24 protein-coding genes are annotated in these 26,570 nt (G+C 71.3%); 16 read left to right on the top strand and 8 right to left on the bottom strand.

Translation table 11 applies throughout. The annotated features are described in order from the left end of the window. Nucleotides 1-23 precede the first annotated feature (23 nt). Entirely contained in the window at nt 24-728 is a 705-nt protein-coding gene (phoB, locus tag ACLBWX_RS01395; protein WP_056213308.1) for a phosphate regulon transcriptional regulator PhoB, read from the top strand. An 83-nt stretch (nt 729-811) separates the two neighbouring features. Here phoB and ACLBWX_RS01390 read toward each other — a convergent pair whose 3' ends face one another. The 3 genes from ACLBWX_RS01390 to ACLBWX_RS01380 all read right to left on the bottom strand — a co-directional run bounded on the left by ACLBWX_RS01390 (nt 812) and on the right by ACLBWX_RS01380 (nt 4,221). Beyond that, complete coding sequence (locus ACLBWX_RS01390) at nt 812-1,852, bottom strand: matrixin family metalloprotease (protein WP_447675304.1); 1,041 nt, start codon at nt 1,850-1,852, stop codon at nt 812-814. 80 nt (nt 1,853-1,932) lie between these two features. Continuing rightward, nucleotides 1,933-2,742 (bottom strand): SDR family NAD(P)-dependent oxidoreductase, encoded by an 810-nt coding sequence (locus tag ACLBWX_RS01385; protein WP_447675303.1) that lies wholly within the window; start codon nt 2,740-2,742, stop codon nt 1,933-1,935. 84 nt (nt 2,743-2,826) lie between these two features. Then, entirely contained in the window at nt 2,827-4,221 is a 1,395-nt protein-coding gene (locus tag ACLBWX_RS01380) for an MFS transporter (RefSeq protein ID WP_447675302.1), read from the bottom strand. 149 nt (nt 4,222-4,370) lie between these two features. Here ACLBWX_RS01380 and ACLBWX_RS01375 point away from each other — a divergent pair, with 149 nt between their 5' ends. Then, complete coding sequence (locus tag ACLBWX_RS01375; RefSeq protein ID WP_447675301.1) at nt 4,371-5,390, top strand: alpha/beta fold hydrolase; 1,020 nt, start codon at nt 4,371-4,373, stop codon at nt 5,388-5,390. Nucleotides 5,391-5,425: 35 nt separating this feature from the next. Continuing rightward, complete coding sequence (locus ACLBWX_RS01370; RefSeq protein ID WP_447675433.1) at nt 5,426-6,295, top strand: NAD(P)-dependent oxidoreductase; 870 nt, start codon at nt 5,426-5,428, stop codon at nt 6,293-6,295. Nucleotides 6,296-6,361: 66 nt separating this feature from the next. On the opposite strand, the gene ACLBWX_RS01365 is transcribed toward ACLBWX_RS01370, so the two are convergent. Then, nucleotides 6,362-6,721: a hypothetical protein gene (locus ACLBWX_RS01365; protein ID WP_447675300.1), complete on the bottom strand. Its 360-nt coding sequence runs from the start codon at nt 6,719-6,721 to the stop codon at nt 6,362-6,364. A 323-nt stretch (nt 6,722-7,044) separates the two neighbouring features. Between ACLBWX_RS01365 and ACLBWX_RS01360 the strand changes: the two genes are divergently transcribed. Then, nucleotides 7,045-7,785, top strand: coding sequence for a GntR family transcriptional regulator (locus tag ACLBWX_RS01360; RefSeq protein WP_447675299.1), 741 nt, complete (start codon nt 7,045-7,047; stop codon nt 7,783-7,785). A gap of 7 nt (nt 7,786-7,792) precedes the next feature. Here the strand turns inward: ACLBWX_RS01360 and ACLBWX_RS01355 are convergent, their stop codons facing one another. After that, complete coding sequence (locus ACLBWX_RS01355; protein ID WP_447675298.1) at nt 7,793-8,194, bottom strand: nuclear transport factor 2 family protein; 402 nt, start codon at nt 8,192-8,194, stop codon at nt 7,793-7,795. A gap of 192 nt (nt 8,195-8,386) precedes the next feature. On the opposite strand from ACLBWX_RS01355, the gene ACLBWX_RS01350 reads away from it, so the two are divergent. The 6 genes from ACLBWX_RS01350 (at nt 8,387) to ACLBWX_RS01325 (ending at nt 16,774) form a co-directional block, all read left to right on the top strand. Then, nucleotides 8,387-9,574, top strand: coding sequence for an ABC transporter substrate-binding protein (locus tag ACLBWX_RS01350; protein WP_447675297.1), 1,188 nt, complete (start codon nt 8,387-8,389; stop codon nt 9,572-9,574). 27 nt (nt 9,575-9,601) lie between these two features. Next, nucleotides 9,602-10,471: a branched-chain amino acid ABC transporter permease gene (locus tag ACLBWX_RS01345; protein WP_447675296.1), complete on the top strand. Its 870-nt coding sequence runs from the start codon at nt 9,602-9,604 to the stop codon at nt 10,469-10,471. A 5-nt stretch (nt 10,472-10,476) separates the two neighbouring features. Continuing rightward, on the top strand, nt 10,477-12,945 hold the full coding sequence (locus tag ACLBWX_RS01340) for a branched-chain amino acid ABC transporter ATP-binding protein/permease (protein WP_447675295.1): 2,469 nt from the start codon (nt 10,477-10,479) through the stop codon (nt 12,943-12,945). Nucleotides 12,946-13,271: 326 nt separating this feature from the next. Next, nucleotides 13,272-13,454, top strand: a complete 183-nt coding sequence (locus tag ACLBWX_RS01335) for a hypothetical protein (RefSeq protein ID WP_447675294.1) — start codon at nt 13,272-13,274, stop codon at nt 13,452-13,454. A gap of 33 nt (nt 13,455-13,487) precedes the next feature. Continuing rightward, nucleotides 13,488-15,659, top strand: coding sequence for a PAS domain-containing protein (locus ACLBWX_RS01330; protein WP_447675293.1), 2,172 nt, complete (start codon nt 13,488-13,490; stop codon nt 15,657-15,659). A 113-nt stretch (nt 15,660-15,772) separates the two neighbouring features. After that, the gene (locus ACLBWX_RS01325; protein ID WP_447675292.1) at nt 15,773-16,774 is read left to right on the top strand and encodes a sensor histidine kinase; all 1,002 of its coding nucleotides are present in this window, start codon (nt 15,773-15,775) and stop codon (nt 16,772-16,774) included. Nucleotides 16,775-16,901: 127 nt separating this feature from the next. Here ACLBWX_RS01325 and ACLBWX_RS01320 read toward each other — a convergent pair whose 3' ends face one another. Beyond that, entirely contained in the window at nt 16,902-17,042 is a 141-nt protein-coding gene (locus tag ACLBWX_RS01320; RefSeq protein WP_447675291.1) for a hypothetical protein, read from the bottom strand. A gap of 250 nt (nt 17,043-17,292) precedes the next feature. On the opposite strand from ACLBWX_RS01320, the gene ACLBWX_RS01315 reads away from it, so the two are divergent. Both ACLBWX_RS01315 and ACLBWX_RS01310 read left to right on the top strand, forming a co-directional pair. Next, complete coding sequence (locus ACLBWX_RS01315; RefSeq protein WP_447675290.1) at nt 17,293-17,775, top strand: Hsp20 family protein; 483 nt, start codon at nt 17,293-17,295, stop codon at nt 17,773-17,775. 83 nt (nt 17,776-17,858) lie between these two features. Beyond that, complete coding sequence (locus ACLBWX_RS01310) at nt 17,859-18,383, top strand: hypothetical protein (RefSeq protein ID WP_447675289.1); 525 nt, start codon at nt 17,859-17,861, stop codon at nt 18,381-18,383. Between the two features lie 439 nt (nt 18,384-18,822). Here ACLBWX_RS01310 and ACLBWX_RS01305 read toward each other — a convergent pair whose 3' ends face one another. After that, complete coding sequence (locus ACLBWX_RS01305; protein WP_447675288.1) at nt 18,823-19,848, bottom strand: MBL fold metallo-hydrolase; 1,026 nt, start codon at nt 19,846-19,848, stop codon at nt 18,823-18,825. A 327-nt stretch (nt 19,849-20,175) separates the two neighbouring features. Between ACLBWX_RS01305 and ACLBWX_RS01300 the strand changes: the two genes are divergently transcribed. Beyond that, the gene (locus ACLBWX_RS01300; protein ID WP_447675287.1) at nt 20,176-20,835 is read left to right on the top strand and encodes a response regulator; all 660 of its coding nucleotides are present in this window, start codon (nt 20,176-20,178) and stop codon (nt 20,833-20,835) included. 2 nt (nt 20,836-20,837) lie between these two features. After that, nucleotides 20,838-22,193, top strand: coding sequence for an ATP-binding protein (locus ACLBWX_RS01295; protein ID WP_447675286.1), 1,356 nt, complete (start codon nt 20,838-20,840; stop codon nt 22,191-22,193). A gap of 546 nt (nt 22,194-22,739) precedes the next feature. Here the strand turns inward: ACLBWX_RS01295 and ACLBWX_RS01290 are convergent. Beyond that, nucleotides 22,740-23,321 carry a 3'-5' exonuclease gene (locus tag ACLBWX_RS01290; protein WP_447675285.1) on the bottom strand — a complete coding sequence of 194 codons (582 nt, stop codon included), beginning with the start codon at nt 23,319-23,321 and terminating at the stop codon, nt 22,740-22,742. 110 nt (nt 23,322-23,431) lie between these two features. Here ACLBWX_RS01290 and ACLBWX_RS01285 point away from each other — a divergent pair, with 110 nt between their 5' ends. Next, nucleotides 23,432-24,571, top strand: coding sequence for a phosphatase PAP2 family protein (locus ACLBWX_RS01285; RefSeq protein WP_447675284.1), 1,140 nt, complete (start codon nt 23,432-23,434; stop codon nt 24,569-24,571). A gap of 154 nt (nt 24,572-24,725) precedes the next feature. Beyond that, nucleotides 24,726-26,204, top strand: coding sequence for a protein adenylyltransferase SelO (locus ACLBWX_RS01280; protein WP_447675283.1), 1,479 nt, complete (start codon nt 24,726-24,728; stop codon nt 26,202-26,204). Nucleotides 26,205-26,570: the final 366 nt, after the last annotated feature.

Below are 26,570 nucleotides of genomic sequence, written 5' to 3'. Positions count from 1 at the left end.
GCCGGTCTGATCGAAAGCGCACGATGAGTACGCGTATCCTGATCGTCGAGGACGAGGAGGCCCTGACCCTCCTCCTCCGCTACAACCTCGAGGCCGAGGGGTTCATCGTCGACTCGGCCGCGCGCGGCGACGAGGCGGACCTGCGCCTGCAGGAGCAGGTCCCCGACCTCGTCCTCCTCGACTGGATGCTGCCGGCCCTGTCGGGCATCGAGCTCTGCCGCCGCATCCGCGCCCGGCGCGAGACCGAGCGGCTGCCGGTGATCATGCTCACCGCCCGCGGCGAGGAGGGCGACCGCATCCGCGGCCTCGGCACGGGGGCGGACGACTACATCGTGAAGCCGTTCTCGGTGCCCGAGCTCCTCGCCCGGGTCCGTGCCCTGCTGCGCCGGGCCAAGCCCGCCCACGTGGCCAACCTGCTGGTGGCCGGCGACATCGAGCTCGACCGGGTCAGCCACCGCATCCGCCGGGAGGGCCGCGAGATCCATCTCGGGCCGACGGAGTTCAAGCTCCTCGAATTCCTGATGCAGAGCCCCGGCCGCGTGTTCTCCCGCGAGCAGCTCCTCGACGGCGTCTGGGGGCACGACGTCTACATCGACGAGCGCACGGTCGACGTCCATGTCGGCCGCCTGCGCAAGGCCCTCAACCGCCCGCGCCAGAGCGACCCGATCCGCACCGTGCGCGGCTCGGGCTATTCCTTCGACGAGATGTTCGAGGCGGAAGCCGAGTAGCTGGGCCGAGTGACCGAAGCGAGCAGCGGAGCCGGATCGCCGGCCCCGAACGGCGCGAGGCCGGTCGGCGCCCGGGTTCGCCCTCAGGCGAACAGCATGGCGTCGGTGGGCAGGTGGACGGTGAAGCCCTTGCCCTCGTCGACCCAGTTCGGGCCGGCGGCGCCGTGGTTGATGCCGTTGGCCTCCTCGGCGCTGCCGGCGAAGTGATGCTGGCCGGTCTGGGTGTTGTAGAAGCGCTCCAGGGTCAGGCCGCCCGCGGCGCTCGCATCCGCGTAGGCCTCGAAGGCCACGCCCTCGTACTTGTAGCTCGGCGCGGTCTTCAGGACCTGGTCGCGCTCGGCGACGCTCGTCGTGAAGAAGTGGGCGTTCGAGACCGTATCGAAGAACCGGAACACGTCGACGGTGTCGGCGCCCTCGGCCGGAGTCGCCCAGGGGGTGCCCTCGTAGGTGAACCACGGCAGCGTCTGCTGGATCTGCAGCTTCTCCGCCGTGCTCGTCGTGTAGAAATGATCGCCCGTATGCGTGTCGTAGAACCGGTACACCGCCGTGACGGCGCTGGTGACCGGGGGGGCGGTGACGGGGGCCGCCGGAATCGCCGCGACCGCCGCCGGGGCGCTCGGGGCGCCGTAGAGGGCCTGGATCCCCGCGACGTCGCCGGCGCCCAGGGCGGTGACGGCCGGATTGAGGATCGCGTTCATCACCTCGGGCTTGGCGTTGTAATGGTCGAGCCCGAGGGCGTGGCCGATCTCGTGCAGGGCGACGACGGCGAGGTCGACGTTCTGGTTGCTGATCACGCGGGTGCCGGAGGCGTGCCAGCCCTCGCCGGTGTCGAAGGTCACGGCCGCGGATTGCATGCGCTGGCCGCTGAAGGAGTAGTTGGCGTAGCCCACGGTGTTGCCGAGGCCGTCGATGCCGCCGAGGGTGAAGTCGATCTGGGCGGTCGCCGTCGAGGCGACCTGCTGGAAGGCGATGTCCGCGGAGGCGGCCCAGGCCGCGAAGGCGCTCTGGAGGATGCCGAGGAACGAGGTCGGGATCGTGCCGTCGACGGCCCAGGTCACGGTGCCACCGCCGGTTCCCGCCGCGCCCGCGCCCCAGCGCGGACCCTCCAGCGCATAATCGCCCATCGGCTCCCCTCCCGTCCGTTCGGGCCAGGGTCGGTCGAAGAGATTTCGATTGCCTTAACCGCACCCGCCGGGGCGGTCCCTCACACGATGCTGCGCACGACGCCGCCGTCGACGCGGAGCGCCGCGCCGCTGGTGGCGCTGGCGGCCGGGCTGCAGACGTAGGCGACCATGCTGGCCACCTCCTCGACGGTGGCGAGGCGGCCGATCAGCGAGGTCGGGCGGTGCTCGGCGACGAAGGCGCGGCCCGCGGCGTCGAGGTCGACCTCGCCGCCCGTTCCGGCCTGCCCCTGCGCCATGCTCTTCATGAACTCGGCGACCCCCTCCGACAGGGTCGGGCCCGGCAGCACGCTGTTCACGGTGACGCCGCTGCCGGACACGGTCTCGGCGAGGCCGCGGGCGACGGCGAGCTGGGCGGTCTTCGTCATACCGTAATGGACCATCTCCACGGGGATGTTCACGCCGGATTCGGAGGAGATGAAGACTACGCGGCCCCAGCCGCGGGCCACCATGCCGGGGGTGTAGGCTCGCGCCAGGCGCACGCCGCTCATCACGTTGGTCTCGAAGAAGCGATGCCAGTCCTCGTCCGGGATCTCGAAGAAGGGCTTGGGCTCGAAGATGCCGGTGTTGTTCACGAGGATGTCGACGTCCGGCAGCCCGGCGACCACGCGGGCCGCTCCGTCCGGGCTGGCGACGTCGCCGGGCGCTCCGATGAAGCCGGCATGGCCGGTTTCCCGCTTCAGGCGCTCGACGGCGTCGCGGACCCGGTCCTGGGTGCGCCCGTTGATCGCGACGTTGGCCCCGAGCTCGCCCAGCGCCTTGGCGATGGCGTAGCCGATGCCGCTGGTGGAGCCGCTGACGAGGGCGCGCTTGCCGGACAGGTCGAGATGCATGGGATCGTCCTCCGTGAGGGTCTCGGCCGGGTCAACGCACGGGACGAGCCCTGGTGCGATCGTCCTCCGCTTCAGCCCTCCGCCTCAGCCCTCCGGCCGCCGCCGCAGGACGCTCGTCACCGCGCCGAGGCTCGCGAGGCCGACGGCGCACCACAGGGTCGCGGCCACCGGGCCGGCCGGCGCGCCGCCCTGGTGCAGCCCGAAGATCACCGCCACCAGGGCGGCGCCGAAGGACTGGCCGGTGAGGCGGGCGGTGGATTGCATGCCGCTCGCCCCGCCGCTGCGGTCGCGCGGGGCGCTGGTGATGATGACCTTGTTGTTGGGGGACTGGAACAGGCCGAAGCCGAGGCCGCACAGCGTGAGGCGCCAGGCGATGTCGAGGTGCGAGGCGCCCTCGGGCAGCAGCGCGGTCGCCGCGAGGCCGGTGGCCATCAGGGCGAGGCCGACGCCGCCGAGCAGCCCCGGGGCGTAGCGGTCGGCGAGGCGCCCCGAGATCGGTGCCATCAGGGCGATGGCGATCGGCCACGGCGTCATCAGGAAGCCGGTCTGCGTCTCGGAGAGGTGCAGCACGTCCTGGAAGTAGAAGGGCAGGGCGACGTAGGCCATCATCTGCGCCGAGAAGGAGGCGACCGAGCTCGCCATCGACAGCGCGAAGGCCGGAATCCGCAGGAGGTCGACGGGCAGGAGCGGGCGCGCCATCCGGGTCTGCGTCCAGACGAAGACCGCCCCGATCGCCACCGCTGCACCGATCTGCGCCAGCGCCACGCCCCGCGTCGCCGGGTCGCCGAGGCCGTCGACGCCGATGATGAGGAGCCCGAAGGTCAGGGCGTTGAGGACGGCGCTGCGGAGGTCGAAGCGCCCGCCGCTCCGGGGCGTCACCGGAAGCGTGCGGGCGCCCACCGTCAGGGCGACGAGGCCGACCGGCAGGTTGACCAGGAACAGCCAGGGCCAGCTCGCCACGGACAGGATCGCGGCCGCCACCGTCGGCCCCGCGGCGGAGGCCATCGCCACCACCAGGGCGACGTTGCCGACGCCGCGCCCGATCAGCCGGTGCGGGTAGATGAAGCGCACCAGGGCGATGTTCACGCTCATGATTCCGGCCGCCCCCAGCCCTTGCGCGATCCGCGCCGCCACCAGCCAGTCGAGGGTGGGGGCGAAGGCGCAGGCCACGGAGGCCGCCGTGAACAGGACGAGGCCGGTGAGGTAGACCCGGCGATAGCCGAGGATGTCGCCGAGGGAGGCGAGCGGCAGCAGCGCGGCCGTCACCGCGATCTGGAAGCTGTTCGTGACGAAGATGGCCGCGGAGGGCTCGACCGCGAGATCCTTCGCCATCACCGGCAGGGCGACGTTGACGATGGCCCCGTCGAGCACCGCCATGGTCATGGCGAGGCCGATCGCCAGGAGCGCCAGCATGCGCTCGCGCACCGGCAATCCGTCCGTCACGGGCTCCGCCGCGGCGCTGGGGGCATGCTTCGTCATGGGCGGACCCCTGGGACGCTGCGGCAGGTTTCGCAAGGGCCGGCGCGACTCGGCGTGCTCTTTGTCACCCCGATCCGGCGGTCCGCGGGCGGTACCTGCGCTATGTCGGACAGGACGCGCCCGACCGCGCGCCGCTGCCGGGAACCCACATGGACGCGCTCCTCAAGATCTCCGCCCTCGTGCTGGCGGCCCAGATGTCCCTGGCGCCGGCCTCCGCCCAGACCGCCGGGACGGACGCCGCGCCCCTCGGCATCGGGCTCGAGGGCTTCGCCTATCCCTACCCGGTCTTCTTCCTCGAGCGGATGCGCGACGGCGAGCGCCAGCGCCTCGCCTACATGGACGTTCCGGCCGAGGGGCAGGCCAACGGGCGCACCGTCCTCCTCCTGCACGGGCGCAATTTCCCGTCGAGCTACTGGCAGCCGGTGATCCCGGCGCTCACCCGCGCGGGCTACCGCGTGGTCGCTCCGGACCAGCTCGGCTTCGGCAAGTCGGCCAAGCCCGTGGGGGCCTACACCTTCGACGCGATGGCGGCCGACACCGTGGCGCTGCTCGACGCCCTCGGCCTGAGGCGGGTCGACGTGGTGGCCCATTCCATGGGCGGCATGCTGGCGGTCCGCCTGACCCGCAACGCGCCGACCCGGGTCAACAGCCTCGTGCTCGAAGCACCGATCGGCCTGGAGGATTACCGGTTCGCGGTGCCGCCGGTCTCCGACGCCACCCTGCTGCGCCTGGAGGGCGACGCCACCGCGGAATCCTACCGAAGCCAGCTCATGACCAACTACGCCCTCTCGCTGCCGGCCTCGGCCATCGAGCCCTTCGTGTCGCTGCGCGAGCGGGTGAAGGGCTCGGGCGAGTATCCGCGCTGGCTCCAGTCCTTCGTCAATTCCTACCAGGCGATCTGGGGGCAGCCGGTGGTGCACGAGATCCCGCTGATCCCGGTTCCGACGCTCTTCGTCATGGGCGAGAACGACCGCAACGCGCCCGGCAAGCCCTTCGCGCCGGAAGCCCTGCGGGCGGGACTGGGGCGCAACGCCGAGCATGCGCGGACGCTGGCCGGCCAGATGCCGAGCGGCCGCGCCGTGGTCCTGCCGGGCATCGGCCACCTCGTCCACATGGAGGCGACGGACAGGTTCAACGCCCTGACGCTCGAATTCCTCGACGGGCACTGAGCGCCGGGCAAAGCAACGGGAGACACGCGATGGGCATGGATGTCGGGATGATCGGCCTCGGCCGGATGGGCCGCGGCATGGCGGCGAGCCTGGTCCGGGCCGGGCACAGGGTCCGGGTCTGGAACCGCTCGGCCGGTTCGGCCGACGGGCTCGCCGGGGTGACGCCGGTGGCGAGCGCCGCCGAGGCCTTCGCGGGGGATGCGGCGATCACCATGCTGGCCGACGACGCGGCCCTGCGCGCGGTGATCGTCGAGGGCGGCCTCCTCGACGGCGGGATCCGTCCGGGCCTCCATCTCTCGATGAGCACGATCTCGGTGGCCCTCGCCCAGGACCTCGCCGCGATCCATGCCCGGGCCGGCGTGCCCTACATCGCCGCCCCGGTCTTCGGACGCCCGGACGTCGCCGAGGCCGGCGCCCTGAACATCGTGGCGGCCGGCGACCCGGAAGCGGTGGCGCGGGCGCAGCCGCTCCTCGACGCGATGGGCGCCCGGACCTGGGGCTTCGGGTCCGAGCCGCACCGCGCCAACGCGGTCAAGCTCGCGGGCAACTTCATGCTGATTTCGGCGATCGAGGCGATGGGGGAGGCGGCCGCCCTCGCGGAGGGGCACGGGGTGTCGGGGGCCGACCTCCTGGACCTCCTGACCAGCACCCTGTTCGCCTCGCCGGTCTACAAGAACTACGGCGCCCTCATCGCCGCCCGGCGCTACGAGCCGCCGGGGTTCAACCTCAAACTCGGCGCCAAGGATGTCGGGCTGGCGCTGTCTGCCGCCGGGGCCGCCGGAGTGCCGATGCCCTTCGCCAGCGTCCTGCGCGACAACCTCATCGAGGCGATCGGCCACGGCGATGCCGACAAGGACCTCGCTGCCCTGGCCGAGGTCGCCCGCCGACGCGGCCGCACGGCCTGAGGCTCGGCGATCTTCGGCTTGGGCGGTCTTCGGCTTGGGCGATCTTCGGTTCAGGCGGTTTTCGGCTCAGCGGGCGAAGACGAACAGCGACACGCCGACCACGACCGGCACCAGGGCGGCGAGGCCGATGAACAGCGGCATGATCCAGCCGCTGCCGCTCTCGGGCTTGGCGGCCTCCCGCGCCTTCGGCGCCGCCGCCTCGGTCTTCCGGGCCAGAGCGATGCGGGCATGCGAGGGCGCATTCCCCGCCGCCTCGTCGTCGGTGCCGAGCTGCGACAGGCCCGGGTCGTAATGAGCGATCTTGTCCCCGGTCCGGCCGCTGTCGATGTCCGCCTTCAGCATGGCGGTGGTGGGCCGCTCGGAATCGGGCGGCGTCTCGACCGCGAGGTTGCCCGGGGCGGGGGGTGTTTCGGATCGTAGGGTCATGCGGGGGGCTCCATCGGCTGGGGCGCGTCTATGAGGAAGCAACGCGCCATGGCCCCGCCCGTTCGCCGCCCGCTCTGACGCAGGAACGCTGCGCGCCGGAGACGCCGTTCGCGTCCGCCCCGGCTCGTCTTGGCGGTCCAGGGGCGCACGACCCGGTCTCGACCGTGCGCACTCTGGCGGTCGGGCCTGCCTGGGCGGCGACCGGGTTCCGGCCCCCCTGCTTCCGACGGCCCGGGGGCCGGATGGGCCTTGCGGAACCCCCATCGACGATCCAGGACCCCTTTGGTCCCGCTCGTGCTTCCGAACCGGCGGAAAAGTGCGGGATGGATCGGGACGACATGCGGGACGACGTGCGGGACGAGGCGACGCGGGTGGAGAGCCGGGACCGGGTGGGTTCGATCTGCCGCTCCCTGCGCCGGGCGATCGTCGAGCGGGCGATCATGCCCGGCGACCGGCTGCCGGAAGATGCGCTGGGCGAGCGCTTCGGCGTCAGCCGCACCATCGCGCGCCAGGCCCTCGGGCAACTGGCGGGGGAGGGGCTGGTGGAACTGCGGCGCAACCGCATCGCCGTGGTGGCGACCCCGAGCTGGGCGGAGGCGCGAGACACCTTCGACGTGCGCATCAGCCTGGAGCGCCTCGTGGTCGCGCGCCTCGCCGGGCGGCTCACGGCCGAGCAGCAGGCGGCGCTGAACGCGCATATCGGCGAGGAGGAGGCGGTCCAGGGCGGCGCGGACGGCGCCTCGATCCGGCTCGCCACCGAATTCCACCTGCTGCTCGCCCAGATGACCGGCAGCCCGGTGCTGGAGCGCTACGTGGCCGAACTCGGCTACCGCTGCGCCCTGGTGCTCTCGCTCTACAGCCGGCCGCATTCCGCCGAGTGCGGGGTCAGCGAGCACCGCGCCCTGGTCGCCGCCCTGATCGCGGGCGACCCGGAGCGGGCCATGGCGCTGATGGACCATCACCTCGACGCCGTGGCCGAGCGGGCGCGGATCGTCGCGACCCCGCCCCGCGAGCGCGACCTCGGCCGCCTGCTCGCGCCCTATATCGAGCCCGTGGGCGCCTGAGCCCGCCTCAGGTGTTCAGGCCGTGCTGGCTGAGGATGCGCTCGGCGCTGTCGTTCCAGACCTCCATGGTGACGATCAGGCCGTCGCGCACCGTGAACCGGTCGACGTAGCGGTTGCCCTCGAAGGGCGTCCCGTCGGGCCAGGCGCCGTAGAGGGTGCCGAGGCTGTAGACCGTGGTGACGCCGTCGCCCGGCACGACGTCGAGCCGCTCCATCCGCTTCTTCACCCAGGCGTAGCGCCCGGCATTGAAGGCCGTGACCTCGCGGGGATGCGCGAAGGTGCGCCCGCCCGTGAACACGATGGTGATGCCCGGCGCCATGTAGGTGGCGGCCCGCTCGGGATCGGGAACCATCGAGGCTTCGAGATAGGCGGTGACGTTTGCGGCATCCCGGGCGGTGGTGTCGGTCATGATCGGATCTCCTCGGTCAGGCCCATCCCTGCCGCAAACGCCGCCAAAGTGCATGCAAAAAGTGTATGCACTTTGGCGCATCCGGAGGCAGTGCGGCGGCTGTCCGCAAAATTTATCAAGCAATTTCAAGGCCGAAGCCGATGGCACGGGGGTTGCGGACCGAAACGCGGAGCATCCGCCGGAGACACCCCCATGCGCAGCCGCCCGACGCCGCCCCTGACCCGACGCCTCGCCCTGGGCGCCTGCCTGCTCCTCGGGCTGCCGTTCTCCGGCACCGTCCGGGCCGAGGAGCCGATCCGGATCGGCCTCGTCGCGGCCCTGAGCGGGCAATCGGCCAAATCCGGCGAGGCGATCTCCCGCGGGATCGGCCTCGCCATCGACGAGATCAACGCCGGCGGCGGCGTGCTCGGGCGCCCCCTGGAGCTGGTGGCGCGGGACGACGAGGCCAACCCGTCGAAGGGCGTGCTCGCCGCCCGCGAGCTGATCCAGCGCGTCGGCGTGGTGGCCCTGGTCGGCGGCCTCGACACGCCGGTCTCGATGGCGCTGGTGCCGATCGCCAACCAGATGAAGGTGCCGTTCCTCGGCCCCTGGGCCGCCGGCACCGGCATCACCCGCAACGGGGCGGCCGACAACTACGCGTTCCGGGTCTCGGCGGTCGACGCCCTGGTGGACGAGGCCCTCGTCGCCTACGCGGTGAAGGCCCACGGGGCGAGGAAGCCGGGGATGATCCTCGTCAACAACGCCTGGGGCGAGTCGAACCAGCAGGGCCTGACGGCGGCGCTGAAGGCCGCCGACCTGCCCGCCGCCGGCATCGAGAAGTACGAGGCGGCCGATCTCGACATGGTGCCCCAGCTCACCCGCCTGCGGGAGGCCGGCGCCGACACCCTGTTCCTCGTCGGCAATGTCGGGCCTTCGGCCCAGGTGGTGAAGTCCCTCGACCGGATGGGCTGGAGCGTGCCGGTGGTCTCGCACTGGGGTCCGGCCGGCGGGCGCTTCGACGAGCTCGCCGGGCCGAGTGCGGCACGCGTCCACTTCATTCAGACCTTCACCTTCGCGGGCAACACCAGCCCCAAGGCCCTGGCCGTCCTCGACGCCCTCAAGAAGAAGTATCCGGCGATCAGGTCGATGGCGGACGTGACTCCGGCGGTGGGCATCGCCAACGCCTACGACGCCACCCACCTGCTCGCCCTGGCGATCAAGGCCGCCGGTTCGACCAAGGGGCCGGAGGTGCGGGACGGCTTCTACAAGGTCGCGACCTATCCGGGCCTGATCAAGACCTACGACAAGCCCTTCGCGCCGGGCCGGCACGACGCCCTCGGGCCGCAGGACTACGTCTTCACCCGCTTCAAGGACGGCGAGATCGTCGCCGTCACGAACTGAGACGCATGCACCGAGGAGGCAGGGCCGATGCTCACGGGAACGCTCATCACCGGCCTCGGCCTCGGCAGCATGTACGGTCTGGTGGCGCTCGGCTTCCACATCACCTACGCGGTCTCGGGCACGGTGAACTTCGCGCAAGGGAGCGCCGTCACCCTCGGGGCGGTGCTGGGCTACGCGCTGGGGGTGACGCTGGGCTGGCCGATGCCGGCGGCGATCCCGGGGGCGCTCCTGGGCTGTGCCGTCCTCGGCCTCACGGTCGAGCGGCTGCTGGTCCGGCCCTTCGTGGAAAAGGGCTCTGATGCCTGGCTGCTCGCCACCGTGGCGGGCGGCATCGTCCTCGACAACGCGATGCTGTTCACCTTCGGAAAGGAGCCCCGCAGCCTGCCCTCGTCCCTGGCGGTGACGCCGGTGGAGATCCTCGGCACCGGCATCTACCCGCTCCAGCTCCTCATCCCCGTGGTGGGGCTCTCGGCGGCGGTGGCGATCCAGACCCTGTTCCGCCGCACCGATCTCGGCCGCGTGCTCCTGGCGGTGGCGCAGAATGCGGACGCCGCGCGGCTGATGGGCATCGACGTCCGGCGCACGGTGGCCTGCGCCTTCGCGCTCTCGGCACTCCTCGCCGGGGCCGCCGGCCTCCTCATCGCGCCGCTGTTCTCGGTCTCGGCCGAGATGGGGGCGCTGTTCGGAATCAAGGCCTTCGCGGTGGCGATCCTCGGCGGCATCGGCTCGGCCACCGGCGTGGTGCTGGCGGGCCTGCTCTACGGGCTCGTCGAGGCCGGGGTCACCGCGACGCTCGGCTCCGCCTACACCCAGCTGGTGGTGTTCTCGGTGATCATCCTGGCCCTGGCGCTCCGCCCCGACGGCCTCCTCGGCCGCGCCGCGATCAACAAGGTCTGAGCCCGATGCACCGCTTGCGCGCGCCGGCCGCGATGCCGCTGACGATCCTGGCCCTGACCCTGGCGGGCCTCGCCCTGGTCGGGCTGACCGGCGGCTACAGCCACTTCGTCATCGCGCTGGTGGCCCTCACCACCATGGCCGGGACCGGGCTCAACGTCCTCCTCGGCCTGACCGGGCTGATCTCCTTCGGGCATGCGGGCTTCTACGCCGTCGGCGCCTATGCGAGCGCGATCCTCACCGGCGCGGGCCTGAGCTTCTGGCTCGCCGTGCCGACCGCCGGCCTGCTGTCCGGCCTGGTCGGGGCCGGGCTCGCGGTGCCGGCCATGCGGGTGAAGGGCCCCTACCTCGCGATGGTCACCATCGCCTTCGGCTTCATCATCGAGCACGCCCTGATCGAGGGCGGGTCGCTCACCGGCGGCCAGAACGGCCTCGTGGTCACCGCCGGGCCGAGCCTGTTCGGGCTTCCCTTCGTCGAGCGCGAGCTGGCGTTCCTCGCCGTGCTCGGTGCGGGCCTCAGCCTCTACGGCTTCCAACGCCTCGCCCGCAGCCGCCTCGGCCGGGCGATGCGGGCGGTGCGCGACGCCGACGTGGCGGCCGCCTCCCTCGGCTTCGACCCGGTGCGGGTGAAGACGCTGGCCTTCGCGATCTCGGCGGCGCTGACCGGCCTCGCCGGGGCGGTGCTGCCGCCCCTGATGCTGTTCATCGCCCCGAGTTCGTTCCCGTTCTCGCAGTCGATCCTGTTCGTGCTCTCGGTGGTGGTCGGTGGGGCCGGCACGGTTCTCGGGCCGCTGTTCGGCGCCCTCGTCACCGTGCTCCTGCCCGAGACCCTGGCGGGACTCGCCGAGTACCGCCTGCTGTTCTTCGGCCTCGCCACCCTGGTGGTGCTCTGGCTGGTGCCCTCGGGGATCGTCGGCAGCGTGGCCCGGCTGCTGCCACGGCCGCGAACCGGCGCCGCTCTACCGGCCGTCGATTTCGGCCGGCTCATCGGGCAGCGCGGGGCCGAGGCCCTGGTGGTCGAGGGCATCGGCATCGGCTTCGGCGGCATCCGTGCGGCCGAGGGCGTCTCGGTCCGGGCCGAGGCCGGGGCGGTGACGAGCCTGATCGGCCCCAACGGCGCCGGCAAGACCACCGTGCTCAACATGATCTCGGGCTTCTACCGCCCCCAGTCGGGCGCGATCCGCCTGGGCGATCGGAACCTCGCCGGCGCCCCGGCCCATGCCATCGCCCGGGCCGGCATCGCCCGCACCTACCAGACCACGCGCCTGTTCGGCTCACTGGGCGTTCTCGACAACGTCGCGCTCGCGTTCGAGCCGGGCCGCCTCTGGCGCCGCTCCGGCAAGGGCGACCGCGCCGCCGCGGCGTCCCTGCTGGACTTCGTCGGCTACGCGGGCGACCGCGACCGGCCGGCCGCGGAGCTGCCCCATGTCGACCGCCGCCTCGTGGAGATCGCGCGGGCGCTGGCCGGCCGCCCGCGCATCCTCCTCCTCGACGAGCCCGCCGCCGGCCTGACCCGGGCCGACACCGACGCGCTCGGCGGCCTCCTCCGCCGGATCGCCGCACAGGGCATCGCCGTGGTGCTGGTCGAGCACGACATGCCCCTGGTGATGGGCGTCTCCGACGCGATCCTGGTCATGGATGCCGGGCGGCCGATCGCCCACGGCAGTCCGGCCGCGATCCGCCGCGACCCGGCCGTGATCCGCGCCTATCTCGGCGGGGCCGACACGCCCGCGCGGCCCCGCGCCGCCGCCTGGACGCCGCCGGCCGACGCGGTGCTCTCGACCTTGGGCCTCACCGCCGGCTACGGCGCCGCCCCGGTCCTCGACCGCGTCGCCCTCGAGGTACGCCCCGGCGAGACCGTGGCGCTGCTGGGCGCCAACGGCGCCGGCAAGTCGACGACCATGCGGTCGCTGGCCGGCCTGCTCCGGCCCGTCTCCGGCGGAATCGTGCTGGAGGACCGGGCCATCGCGCAACTGCCCGCCCACACGATCGCCCGCCTCGGCCTCGCCCTGGTGCCCGAGGGCCGGCAGGTCTTTCCCGAACTGACCGTGATCGAGAACATCCGCCTCGGGGCGCATGGCCGCGAGGCGCCCATCGACCCGGCCGAGATCGAGGCGCTGCTCACCCGCTTCCCCCGCCTGCGCGACCGGGCGACGAGCCGGGCCGGCCTGCTTTCGGGAGGCGAGCAGCAGATGCTGGCGATCGCCCGCGGGATGATGGCGCAGCCGCGCATCCTCCTCCTCGACGAGCCCTCCCTCGGACTGGCGCCGGCGATGATCAACGCCCTCTACGCCGTCGTGGCGGACCTGCGCGACCAGGGCGTCACCATCCTGATCGTCGACCAGATGGCGGCGCTCGCCCTGACGGTGGCCGATCGCGGCTACGTGCTGGAGCAGGGCCGCGTCGTCAGCGCCGGCACCGCCGCCGAGCTCAGCGCCGATGCCGGCCTGGAGGCCGCCTATCTCGGGGCCGCCTGACGCGGCGGCGGTGACGGGGCCGCAACGTCGAAATCATGTGGCGGACGCGGCGGCTGTCATGGCGACCGTGATCCCATCGTCGGGGGAGGGTACCTCGTCGGGGACGGCAACCCGGGGAGCTGGAAAGATGTGTCACCGCGTCGAGCAGCCCGAAGGTCGCGACCGCCGAAGCGAGGTGGCCGCCGAGCCTCCGCACGACGGCACCTTCGGACGCCTTGCTGCCGGCGGGGATCTGCGTCACGGCCTTTTCCCGTCGCAGGGTGAGCCAGGAGAGCCCGCGGTGCCGCGACCGTGCCTTCGGGATCGCGATGCCAGGAGCCAGGCGCATGCCTGTCCTGGATCGCCCCCGTTCGGCAACGGAAATGAACTTTGGCGAGCGCCGCGATTTAAATCCGGCGCCCGACGCACGGACCCGCGGCGACCTCATCCCGTATTCCAGGGCGATCCGCGCCCTCGCCGGATACGTCACGCAAACTCTTCGGCGTCGCGGTTCGCTGTTGCGGCAGTGACCGCACGACCCCGAGCCAGCACCAAGACGCCGCATGAGAGACATCGACACCCCCACGCCTCCGTTGATCGCTCGGCCCGGGGTCGGCTTGGCCCAGGGGCTCGATCACCAGGCACTGTTCGAAGCGGTCCCGACACCGCTCCTGGTCGTGTCCCCGCCGCATTGGATCGTGGTCGCCGCCAACGATGCCAGGCTCCGTGTCACCGGCATGTCGCGGGCCGCCCAGATCGGATGTCGGCTCTTCGATCTCTTTCCGGACGATCCAGCGGATCCCGGCGCCGATGGCGTCCGAAACCTCACCGCCTCCTTCGAACGCGTCCTGGCCACCAAGTCGCCCGATACCATGGCGGTGCAGCGTTACGCCGTGCGCGATGCCCAAGGCCGCTTCCAGGAACGATGGTGGAGCCCGGTCAACGTTCCGGTGCTGGGGGCGGACGGCGAGGTCGCCTTCATTCTCCACCGGGTCGAAGAGGTCACCGAGACGGTCCGGCTCCGCGGCGAGGCGGAGGCGATGGACCGGCTGGCGCAGGATCAGCAGCGGGTCATCGATCGGCTCGTCGCGACCGAGGCTGAGTTGCGCAGGAGCGAGGAGTTCAGCGGCCGGGTGCTGGCGAGTTCCGCCGACTGCATCAAGGTCCTCGACCTGGACGCGCGGATCGAATTCATGACCGAACAGGGCATGTGCGTCATGGAGGTCGACGACTTCGAAGCCGTCCGCGGCGCCTGCTGGCCGGACTTCTGGACGGATGACGGACGCGTGATGGCCGCTGCCGCCGTGGCGACCGCCAGCGCCGGCGACGTCGCGCGTTTCCAGGGTTTCGCGCGGACGATGAAGGCCAACCCGCGTTGGTGGGACGTGGTCGTCACGCCGATCAACGGTCCCGAGGGTCGGCCCGAGAAGCTTCTGGCGGTCTCGCGGGACCTGACCTCCGCAAAGCGGGCCGAGGACGCGCTGCGGATCAGCGAGGAACGGCTGCGGGATCTGAACACGACGCTGGAAGGCCGCGTGGCGGCGCGCACGGCCGAGCTCGAACAGGCCCAGGACGCCTTGCGGCAATCCCAGAAGCTGGAGGCCGTCGGACAGTTGACCGGGGGCGTGGCGCACGACTTCAACAATCTGCTCACGGTGATCAAGTCGTCCACCGACCTGCTCAAACGCCCGAATTTGCCGGAGGAACGACGGGCGCGCTACGTCGGCGCCATCTCGGACACCGTCGACCGGGCCGCGCGGCTCACGGCGCAGCTCCTGGCCTTCGCCCGACGGCAGTCGCTCAAGCCGGAGGTCTTCGATGCCGGGGCCAGCGTGCGGGCGATCAGCGGGATGATGGCGACGCTGGCCGGATCGCACATCGAGGTCGAGATCCGGCTCCCCGACGAACCGTTGTTCCTGAACGTCGATCCGAGCCAGTTCGACACCGCGCTGGTCAACATCGCCGTCAATGCCCGCGACGCGATGCATGGCGAGGGCCGCATCGTGATCGAGGTCGCCGCCGTCGAGACCATGCCGGCCGTGCGTTCCCATGGCGCGGTGCAGGGGGACTTCGTCGCCGTCTCGGTCAAGGATACGGGAACCGGCATCCCCCCCGACAGGCTCGACCGCATCTTCGAGCCGTTCTTCACGACCAAGGGCGTCGGGCACGGCACGGGTCTCGGCCTGAGCCAGGTGTTCGGCTTCGCCAAGCAATCGGGTGGCGAGATCACCGTCGAGAGCCAGGTCGGGGAAGGCAGTACCTTCACGCTGTTCCTGCCACGGGCGGACGACGTCGGAGGAACCGTCACCGAGGTCGAACCCGACGGGCATCCCGATGGCCAGGGCGTCCGCGTCCTGGTGGTGGAGGACAATGCCGAGATCGGCAGCTTCGCCACGCAAAGCCTGGCCGAGCTCGGTTTCGTCCCCGTCCTGGCCTCCGACGCCGCCGCGGCCCTGGCCGAACTGGCGAAGGACGCATCGCGCTTCGACGTGGTGTTCACCGACGTGATGATGCCGGGAATGGACGGGACCGACCTCGCACGCTGCATCCGTCGCGATCACCCCGACCTGCCGGTGCTGCTGACCTCGGGCTACAGCCATGTGCTGGCCAAGAACGGGACCTACGGATTCGACCTTCTGCGCAAGCCTTACTCGGTCGGGGAGCTCTCACGCCTTCTGCGCAAGACCGTGGACACGCAGCGGCTTCGAGGGATCGGGGACGGATCCGCGCCGTAGCGCCGACGCTTCCGGCGACGAGTAAAAACGTTCCTGGCGACGGTGGCTCGAATGAGGCATTGTGCGACCCGCGGAATACCTGTCTCGGAGGTCCGTCCATCGGAAGGTTTCCAGTGTCCTCACAATCCTCGATCCCGCCGCTCTGGACGGCGGAGCAGCTCCGGCTGGCCCTCGATGCCGCGGGTGTGACGCTCTGGTCGTGGAACGTCGACACCGATGCCTTCTCGATGGACGAGCGCGCCTTCGAGCTCTGGGGCTTGCCACACCGCCCGTCCGTCCGATTCGAGGATCTGTCCTCCCGCATCCACCCGGCCGACCGTGACCGCGTCCGCGCGGCCTTCGCGGCGACCCGGGCGATCCACGGACCCTACGAGATCGACTTCCGCATCCTGGCCGATGGCCGCGCCAGGTGGATCTCCGCCCGGGGGCAGGGCAACGACAAGGACATCGTCGCACGGGTGATGTCGGGGATCTTCCTCGATGTCACCGGGCGCAAGCAGGCCGAGGAGGGCCACGAACTCCTCGCCGGCGAGATGAGCCACCGGGTCAAGAACCTCCTCACCATCGCCGCGAGCCTGACCGCCATGACCTCGCGGTCGACCAACACCACGGTCGACATGGCCCGCGAACTCACCCAGCGCCTCACGGCGCTCGGCCGCGCCCACGACCTGGTTCGTCCGCTTCCGGGCATCGAGGGCAAGGCGGCGCTTCTCGGCGACCTGATCGCGATCCTCCTGAAGCCCTACGATGACATGGGTGCGTTCAGCGGGCGCATCCGCGTCTCCGTGCCGAGGATGGGCGTGGGCGAGGCCGCCGCCACGACCCTGGCGCTCGTGGTGCACGAACTGGCCACCAACTCGCTCAAGTATGGTGCCCTGTCCGTGCCGACGGGGACGTTGGACGTGTCGGCCACGGACCGGGATCAGAACCTCGCGCTCGTCTGGACCGAGCGGGGCGGTCCGCCGGTCGTCCGACCCACCGGGGCCGGCGGTTACGGAAGCCGCTTGCTCGACAGGGCGATCAGGCAGCAATTGGACGGGTCGGTCGAGCGGTCCTGGAACGAGGCCGGTGTCGTCGTCAACCTCACGATCGACAAGACGCTCCTCGTTCGGTGAGGCGGCGTTCTCGTTGAAGAGCCGTCCACCGAGTTCGATGTCGGTGACCGTCGAATGCTCGGGTGCCCGTCATGACGCTTGGATACTCTTGGATCACTGCATTGAGAGGCCGATCCTTCGTCGGAGGTCAGCGCATTTCGATGGGACCGGGCGGCTGGGGAGCCGGCGGCTCGACCGGCGGATCGATCTCGGGCGTCTGAGGCTCGGGAGCCGGGTCGCCGATGGGCGGCAGGGGATCGCCCTCCGGGCGCGGAGTGTCCGAGTGCATGCGTCTCGTTCCTTCGTGTTCGGATCCGCTCAAGGGAGCGTCCGTGGACAACGTGCGACGTCCGCGTTTGTCCCGCCATCGGCCCCGCCCCGGGTGACGGCAAAAACGCGCGACGGCGCGAATTTCTCGGGAACCGAACGATCGCGGCCGCGTTCGCTGCGCGCGAGGCCGTTTCGCGGCTCGCCATGCGGGCGCCGGGTCAGGCTTCCGGCGACCCTTGTCATCACGTTGCTCCACGGAGGATGTGGTCATGAGGACCCTCGATTTCGCACCGCTCTACCGTTCCACCGTCGGCTTCGACCGCCTTTTCTCGCTGCTGGATCAGGCTACCCAGGCCGAGGCTTCCTCGACCTGGCCGCCCTACGACATCGAGAGGGTGGAGGACGACGCCTACCGGATCACCATGGCAGTCGCCGGGTTCGGATCCGACGAGATCGATCTGACCCAGCACGACACGACCCTCCTGGTCACCGGCCAGCGGAAGTCGTCCGAGGGTGGGCGCCAGCTCCTGCATCGCGGGATCGCCGCCCGGACGTTCCGCCAGAGCTTCAGCCTCGCCGACCACGTGAAGGTCGTCGATGCCAGCCTCGAGAATGGTCTGCTGACCATCGATCTCAAGCGCGAGGTGCCCGAGGCCCTGAAGCCGAGGCGAATTCCCATCGGAGGGACGCAATCCGCCGTCGGCCAGGACAACGCGCAGCCTCGGATCGAAGCCGAGCGCAAGGCGGCCTGAGTTCCGCCCCGCCGTCGTACGCTCCCCTCGCGCACCCGTGAGAGGGGAGCGCCCATCCAACCCACCTTCAGGAAGGATGATCGATGTCGATGCTGGAGACCCACCTTTCCCGTACCAGCGCCGTGAATCCGCACGGCGCGCACCCGGCCTCCTTCGAGGCGTGGCAGGCGCTCGTCGCTCCGGGCGACGTGTTTCGTCACCCGAGGGACGTGCTCGCCCACCCGGGGCTATCGCAGGACGAGAGACGCGCGATCCTCGCTGCCTGGGCATCGGATGCGAGCGCCCTCGAAGGCGCTCCGAGCCTGCGATGCCTCACGGGCAGCAGGGCCGAGCCGGTATCGGTCGATGCCGTCCTTTCGGCCTTGGGCGAACTCGACCGGAGGTCATCTGCGGCGACACCTGCCAACCCCGCGCCTGCCAGCCCGCCACCCGCCACCCCGCCGTGGCCGTACAGGCGGCGCCGCCTGCGCCGTCTCGTCGATCTGCACCGATACGTCCGTCCCGGACGGCGTGACGACGATGACGATCCGCCGCCGTGTCCGGTGATGTCGCTGCCGCGTCCCAAGACGCCCCCGGACGCCTCGCTCGCCGCTGCGATTCCAATCTAGGACCCGACGCGTTGGGGCGGGCCATGCCGAACGCCTGCTCCCACATGGATGATCGCGCCATGATTTGAGGCTTCGTCCCGCACCCGAGGCAAGGCGCGCGGAACGTCCGCTTCGCCCTGATGCTCGTTCCGTACGGACCGGCAGCTTCACAGCACATTTTAGTCGGACGCTGATGAGCATTGCACCAGCGAAGCTGAACGACTGGGTCGTGTCGCAAGCGACCGTTCACACATGCAGCCCTTGCCTCGGCGGTCCGGATCGGGTGCCGAGACACGGCCGACGCAGCCCGGCAGGGATGACGACCGGATCATCCCGACCGTGAATCAGCCCATCCGTGCTGCGTCGCCGAGACCTGTCCGTGCACAGTTCGGATGAACCACCGAAACGAAGGAAGGATCGGCCGGACACCCGTCGCCGGTTCGAATGGGGCTGCCTTGGATCAGGCAAGCTGCCAGGGCATCGCGAGATAGCTGAAGCCGTCGCCGCTGCGGACGATCCGGCCGAAACCCGGCCATGGCAGGTGCATCCCGCCGACGAAGGTGGCCTTGCCGGCAACGGCATCGAGCGTCCGCAGCCGACTCTCGACTCCGAGCGCCGGATCCACGTCAACGCCGACGCGCGCACGTGGCGTCGGCAGTTGCAGCACGGGATGATGCAGCACGTCCCCGAGGATCAGCATGGAGGCGTTGCCCGACGTCAGCATGAAGGACGTGTTTCCGGGCGTATGCCCCGGCCCCGGCAGGGTCGAAATTCCCGGAACGACCTCCGTCTCGCCGGTGTCCCGGAACCGCCGGATGCGGTCGGCGTATGGTGCGACCGCCCTCCGGGCCCCCTTCACGAAGCTGTCGCCCTGCGGGACGCGCGAGAGGTTCGCGTCGTCCAGCCAGAACGCGTACTCCGCCTCCGACACCACGACCTCTGCGTTGGGGAACACCCGCTTGCCCTCCGCGGTCGTGATGCCCAGTGCATGTTCCATATGCATGTGGGTGAGAAGGATCGTATCGACCTTGTCCGGCGTCACGCCCGCTGCCGCGAGGGAGGCGAGCAGCCGCCCCGTGGTCGGCAGATAGGTCGCGCCTCCGCCTGCATCGACAAGCACGACGTTGCGGCCGGTCTCGATCAGGTAGGCGCCCACCGGAATGGCCAATCCGTCGGGATGCGTGAAGACCTGGCTGTCGAGGGTCGCGATCGTCCGCTCGGAATCCGGGAAGAACTTCGGCAAGCCGGCGGTCGGGATGACGAAACCGCCATCGAGGAGAGCCGTCACCTTGGCGGTGCCCACCTTGGTTGGGAAAAAGGCCGGGGTGCGGGAGGATGCGCCCGTGCCCGCGTACGGCCCGGATTGGGCGGAGGCTGGGGAGACGACCTGCTTCCGCCCCGCGACGATGGCACCGAGAGCCGCCGCAGCGCCCACCAGCGCGCCTCGGCGGCCGATGGCCGGACCGAAAATTGAAACGTCACGCATGTGCCAGGATCTCCTGAAGGGTCGACGAGGCTGCCGAAGCGGGTAAGACATCGCGTCGGCCGCTGCCCGACGGGCCGAGCCCTCATCGGCGCCGAAGCTGACCGCAACCTGACGATGTGCGCGCCGCTGCTTCAGCTTGCCGTAAGCCGACGGGTGGCGAAGAGTCCGGGGAGGACGGACGTCGAGGACGGCGATCCCAGGACGGCGACCGGAGCAGGGCGGTGCCGCTCCGGCGCTCGGCCGGTCGGGACCGAGCGCGTCCATCGGCGGTCGGGGCCGACGGGCAGGTCGCGAGTGGGTGCCACGGGCGGGGGAGACCGGGCTACGATGAGGGTGCTGATGATCGAGGACGACCTCGTGCTCGGTGCGGCCACGCGCGATCAGGTCGCGGCAGACGGCCATTCTGTCGATTGGGTCAACCGTCTTGATGAGGCTGACGACGCACTCGCCACCGCCGGGTACGACCTGATGTTGCTCGACCTGATGCTGCCGGACGGGCTCGGCGTCCCGTTCCTCAAGCGGCTGCGAGGGCGGGCCGTCGCGACACCCGTCATCATCCTCACGGCGCTCGATCAGGTGTCGGACCGCATCGCGGGGCTGAACGCCGGGGCCGACGACTACCTCGTGAAGCCGTTCGACCTCGCCGAACTCTCGGCACGCATCGGTGCGGTCGCGCGCCGCTATTCGGGCAACCCCAACCCGATCGTGGTTCTCGGAGCCCTCGAGATCGACATCGCCGCCCGGAGCATGACGTTGAAGAACAAGCCCGTCATCCTGACCGCTCGGGAGTGGGCGTTGTTCGAGACCTTCCTGCAGAGACCCGGCCAACTCCTGTCGAAGGCCCGCCTCGAAGAACGGCTGTACTCCTTCGACAGCGAGGTCGACAGCAACGCGATCGAGGTGCACATCAGCCGGCTCCGCAAGAAGCTCGGCGCCCACGTCATCCAAACGGAACGCGGTCTCGGCTACCGGCTGGCGCGCCCGTGAGGATGTTCGGTTCGATACAAGCCTACCTTGCGCTCGTCATCGGGCTCGCGGTGACGGTGTTCTGGCTCGTGTCGGCGACGATCACCGTCTGGCGGGTGAGCCAGGAGATGGACCAGGTCTTCAACGACGGATTGAAGACGACGGCTGAGCGCATCCTTCCGATCGCACGGCGCGATCTCCGCGAGGGACGCCTGCGGCTTGAGGCGTCCGAGGCCGACAGCAGGATCGACGACAGCCCGACGCTGATCGGGCGGGCCGCACGCTACGGCCAGGACCTGACATTCGTGGTGCGCGATCGCAAAGGCCGCGTCCTGCTCGGTTCGGACGGCGTCGACAGCTCCGTGTTTCCTCCGTTCAGCCAGCCCGGCTTCCTCTGCACGAAGACCCACAAGATCTACTCCGACGCCTCCCGCGACGGGAACATCACCATCGGCGTCGCCGAGCAGCTGGATCGCCGCCGCGAGATGTCCCGGACCATGCTCGCGGGACTGGCGCTGCCGCTCGTCATCGTCATCCCGCTGAGCCTCCTGACCATCAGTCTCGTGGTGAGGCGATCGCTCCGACCCGTTCGAGGCCTGCAGCAAGGTCTCGCCCGACGCGGAGCCCAGGACCTGTCTCCCCTTCCGGAAACGGACGTGCCGAGCGAGCTCGCTCCGATCTTCGCCGGCGTGAACCAGTTGCTCGGCCGGCTCACGGGCGCCTTCGAGGCGGAGCGCAGTTTCGCGGCGAATGCGGCGCACGAGCTTCGCACCCCGGTCGCCGGGGCGATCGCCCAGGCCCAGCGCATCCGCTCCGAGACCCAGGAGGAGCAGACGAGCCAACGCGCCATGGAGATCGAGGCCACCCTGAAACGCCTGACGCGGACCTCCGAGAAGCTCATGCAACTCGCTCGCGCCGAGGGTGGCCGTCTGCAACTCGACGACACTTCCGACCTCCGCCTGGTCCTGCGCCTGATCGTCGAGGACTTCGTGCGGGTCGGCGAGAGGCGGATCGCACTGGAACTTCCGCCCGACCCGGTCCTGTCCTTCCTCGATCCCGACACCGTCGCGATTCTCGCCCGGAACCTGATCGAGAACGCGCTCCGGCACGGTTCACAGGACGAAGCGGTGGAGGTCATCCTGAAGCCGAACGGTTCGCTGTCCGTATCGAACCTCGGACCGATCCTGGCGCCGGCCGCCCGCGACCGCATCATGCACCGGTTCGAGCGGGCGAACGGCGTGATGGACGGCCATGGACTCGGGCTCGCGATCGTCCGGACGATCGTCGACCGCGTGGGCACGAAGATCGTCGTGACCTCACCGCTCCCGAATTCGGACGCCGGTGTCGAGGTCTCCGTCATCCTGCCCGCGCTGGCATGAGGGAAGGCCCTGAAACAGGCCTCGGATCGTGCGGCGGTTGCCGACCGAAACGCGAGGTGAGGAGCGCGTGTCCGTCGGCAGGTGCGGGGCAACCCTCGCTAAACTGCTCGCCCGTCAGCCAGAACCGGCCCGTCGGCTCCTGCCACGGGCGCCGTGAATCACACCCGCGCCGTCCACGCCACCATCATGGGTCCGGACGCTTGCATGCGAGCGTCCGCCGGGACGTGTTCGGCAGGTAGGATGCCGGTCACCCGGTGACGCGCCGCGAGGCCCGGAACCTCGAGGCCCGGAACGAAGCGTCGCGGCCCCTCGGGATATCGCGCGGCGGCTTCCGGACCCGGGAAGGCTGCCACGAAGTCCATCGGTTCTGGCCGGGCGCTGGGCCTCGTCTTGTCGGTCCCCCTGGCCACATGGTTCGCGCGCGGCCGATCGCGCGTGGAACTCGGCACCGAGACGGCCCGGCGCGACCTCGCCGAGTCGCGACAGCAGCAGGACCTCGGCGTCCCGGAAGGCGCCCGCGAGCGGCCGGCACCCGTCCGAGGCCGTTCAGCCCGCCGGGCGGGCGACATCCTCGCGGAGCAGCGCCTCGGCGCGGCTTCGGGCGCGCAGCCAGCGCCGGCATTCGCGCCGGGCATCCGACAGGGCGCGATGCTCCGCGGCCGGATCGTCGCGCGCCTCCAGCCGCAGGGCCGCGAGGAGCCCGCCCGCCTGGGCGTCACGCGCCGCGGGCGCCACGCCGCCCGCCGCGAGCACGTCGAGGATGGCGCGGCGCTGCGCCTCCGCCGTGGCCTTCAGCCGAAGGGCGTGGCGGGGCAGGCCGGCGGCGCGCAGGAGCCGGCTCAGCCACCGGCCGTCCCAGGAGGGCGCAGACGCGTAGAGTGCGACGCCGCGCAGGGCCGTGAGCATGTGCAAAGCCACCCAGTCATGGGCCACGCCCTCGCGCTCCAGGCGCTCCCGGGCGAGCCCGTGCACCGCTTCGGCCTCGGGCGCCCAGTCGGTCCATCCCGGAGCCGGGCGGATGAGGAAGCTCTCCGAATCGCCGTCGGGAAACACCCACGCCACCTCGATCGGGTAGCTGGTCCTGGCCAGCGAGGACGCCTCGAAATCCAGGAAGGCGATGCGGCTCAACGGTGGACCATCGGGACTGAGACCGGACCGGGATGGGAAAAGGAACGATACCGGGCAACAAACCCGCGCAAAGCCGAGTTCCGGCTTCGACGAACCAAGAAGGATTCCGGGTGAGCGACGCAACACCGATCCCGATGCCCGCGCGCGGAACCCGCCGCTGGCTCGCCGATTCCGCCCCCGGCGCAGGATCCTTTCTCGACAGATCCGCCACCCTCGCCAAGCCGGTCGCGCGCTTCCACCGGATCGCGGCCGCCCTGGCCGCGCCGCATCCGGCGCTCTGGGGCCTCGCCCTGGCGATCGCCCTCGTCGACGCGGTGTGGCTGCGCCGGGTCGGAATCGCCCTGGCGCCGTTCGGCTTCGGCATGGCGGCGGCGCTGGTGGCGGCGCTGCTCGCCCTCGCGGTCCTGTTCGGCCCGGTCCTGTCCGAGCCGAAGCTCCGGGCGATGGCGCTGGCGAGCGCCAGCCTCATCGCCGTGACGCTGCCGATCGCGGTGCTCCACTACCTGACCGCCACCTGGGCGCTGCCGCTGGCCGATGCCCGGCTGGCGCGGGCGGAGGCCGCCCTGGGCTTCGACTGGCCCGCCTACATCGCCGCTCTCCAGGCGCAGCCGCGCCTCGCCTGGTGGCTGGCGCTCGCCTATCACACCAGCGGCCCGCAGGTCGGGCTCACGGTGATCGTGCTGAGCGCCACCCTCCGGGTCGGCCGGCTCTGGGCCTATGTGCGGATGTTCGCGGTGCTGCTCCTCGCGGTCGTGCTCCTCGCCGCCCTGGTGCCGGCGGCCGGACCCTTCGTGCATTACGGTCTCGCCACCGTGCCGGACGGGTCGATCGAGACCCTGGGCGCCCTCTGGCACCTCGACGCCCTGGAGCACCTGCGCGCCGGGACCCTGCGCACTCTCGCCCTGGAGGACATCCGCGGCCTCGTGACCTTTCCCTCCTTCCACGTCTGCCTCGCGGTGCTGACCGCCTGGGCGCTGGCGCCGGTCCGGGTCCTCGGCCCCCTGGCCATCGCGCTCAACGCCGTCGTCATCGTGGCGACCCTGGGGGCCGGCGGGCATTACCTGCCCGACCTCCTCGCCGGCTTCGTGCTCGCGGTCACGGTCATCGGCGGACGCGCGGCCCTGCGCCGCGGCCTCCGCCCTGCCGCTGCCGGCCGCGGCCCGGAGCTCCGGCTCCGTCACCGGCTTTCCCGGCCGGGACCCGGCGGGCGTCGCCGGCCGGGCGCGCACGGGGCGCGGTCCCTACGATGACGGGCAGGGGAGCGGGCGCGAGGCCGGGCCGCGGTTCGGCCTGCGCGGAGGCTGGCGCGATGTCGGGGCTGACATGATTTGCCTTGGCGCACGCGGCGCCCCACCTCGTGGGTCGAAGCCGTCCGCCGCGCCGCACACGGGACCAACGCCCTCGATGACAGCCGCCATCCCCTTCGCCAACACCTATGCCCGCCTTCCGGAGCACTTCTTCGCCGCGGTGAACCCCACGCCCGTGGCGGCGCCGCGGCTGATCCGGGTCAACCGGGATCTCGCCGCGGAGCTCGGGATCGAGGCCGCCTGGCTGGAGAGCCCGGAGGGCGTCGCGGTGCTGGCGGGCAACCGGGTGCCGGAGGGCGCCGAGCCCCTGGCCATGGCCTATGCCGGCCACCAGTTCGGCAACCGCGTCCCGCAGCTCGGCGACGGGCGGGCGATCCTGCTGGGCGAGGTCGTCGGGCGCGATGGTCTCCGGCGCGACATCCAGCTCAAGGGGTCCGGTCCGACGCCGTTCTCCCGGCGGGGGGACGGCCGCGCCGCCCTCGGGCCGGTCCTGCGCGAATACGTGGTCAGCGAGGCCATGACGGCGCTCGGCATCCCCAGCACCCGCGCCCTGGCGGCGGTGCTCACCGGGGATTCCGTCATGCGCGAGACGGTGCTGCCCGGCGGCGTCCTCACCCGCGTCGCGACCAGCCACATCCGCGTCGGCACCTTCCAGTACTTCGCCATGCGGGGCGACGTCGACGGCGTGCGGGCACTCGCCGACCACGTCGTCGGCCGGCACTATCCGGAGCTGGCGCTGGCGCCGAACCCCTACGGCGCGCTCCTGACCCGGGTGGTCGAGCGCCAGGCCGACCTCGTCGCGCGCTGGCTCCTCGTCGGCTTCATCCACGGGGTGATGAACACCGACAACTGCGCCGTGTCCGGCGAAACCATCGATTTCGGCCCCTGCGCCTTCCTCGACGCCTACGATCCCTCGGCCGTGTTCAGCGCGATCGACGAGAATGGGCGCTACGCCTACGGCAACCAGCCGGGCATCCTGCACTGGAACCTCACCCGCTTCGCCGAGGCGCTCCTGCCGCTGCTGGCGCCCGAGTCCGAGGACGGCATCGCCGTGGCACAGGACCTCCTCGCCGCCTTCGGCCCCCGGTTCGAGGCGGCCTATTACGGCGGCCTGCGGGCCAAGCTCGGCCTCACGACGGAGCGGGACGAGGACCGCGACCTCGGCCGCGCCCTCCTGGAGGCGATGCAGGCCGGGAGCGCCGACTTCACCCTGACCTTCCGGCGTCTCGGTGCGGCGGCGCCCGGTCCCGACGGCGACGGACCGGTGCGCGACCTGTTCACCGATCCCGCGGCCTATGACGCCTGGGCAACGCGCTGGCGGTCGCGCCTCGCCGCAGAACCGGTGGATCCGTCCGAGCGCCGGGCGGCGATGGACCGGGTCAACCCAGCCTTCATTCCCCGCAACCATCGGGTCGAGGCCGTGATCGAGGCGGCGATCACGCGCGACGACTTCGCGCCCTTCCACGAACTCGTGACGGTTCTGTCCCGGCCCTACGACGACCAGCCCGCCTTCGCGGCCTATGCCGAGCCGCCCCAACCGCACGAGCGGGTGCTGCAGACCTTCTGCGGCACCTGATCCGAAACGGCCTCGTCCGGGCGGCGTTCTCCGGATCGGGAGACCCCGCTCATGACGGAGACGCGCCGGATGCCGACAGATCGCGTCGCCGAAGCCACCGACGACCGGTCACCCGGGCACAACGCCGCCGCCAAGGCGGAGTCCCGCGGCCCCGCCACCGGGCAGGTCAGGGACGCGCCCGGCGAACCGCTGGAACGGCCCGGAACCGAGGTGGCGGGGGACGCCGCCATCGACGGGCCGCGCCTGACGCCGCAGGGCCGTATCGGAGACGCGGCGCAGGACGCGGACGAGACCGCTCCGTTGGGCGGCGTGAAGACCGGGCAGACGGACGAGGCCGAGGGCTGGGGAGGCCGGACCGACCGATCC

It is taken from the genome of Methylobacterium sp. M6A4_1b, from assembly GCF_053345175.1.
Note: the sequence above shows the minus strand (reverse complement) of the source record. Positions and strands in the feature narration are given on the sequence as shown.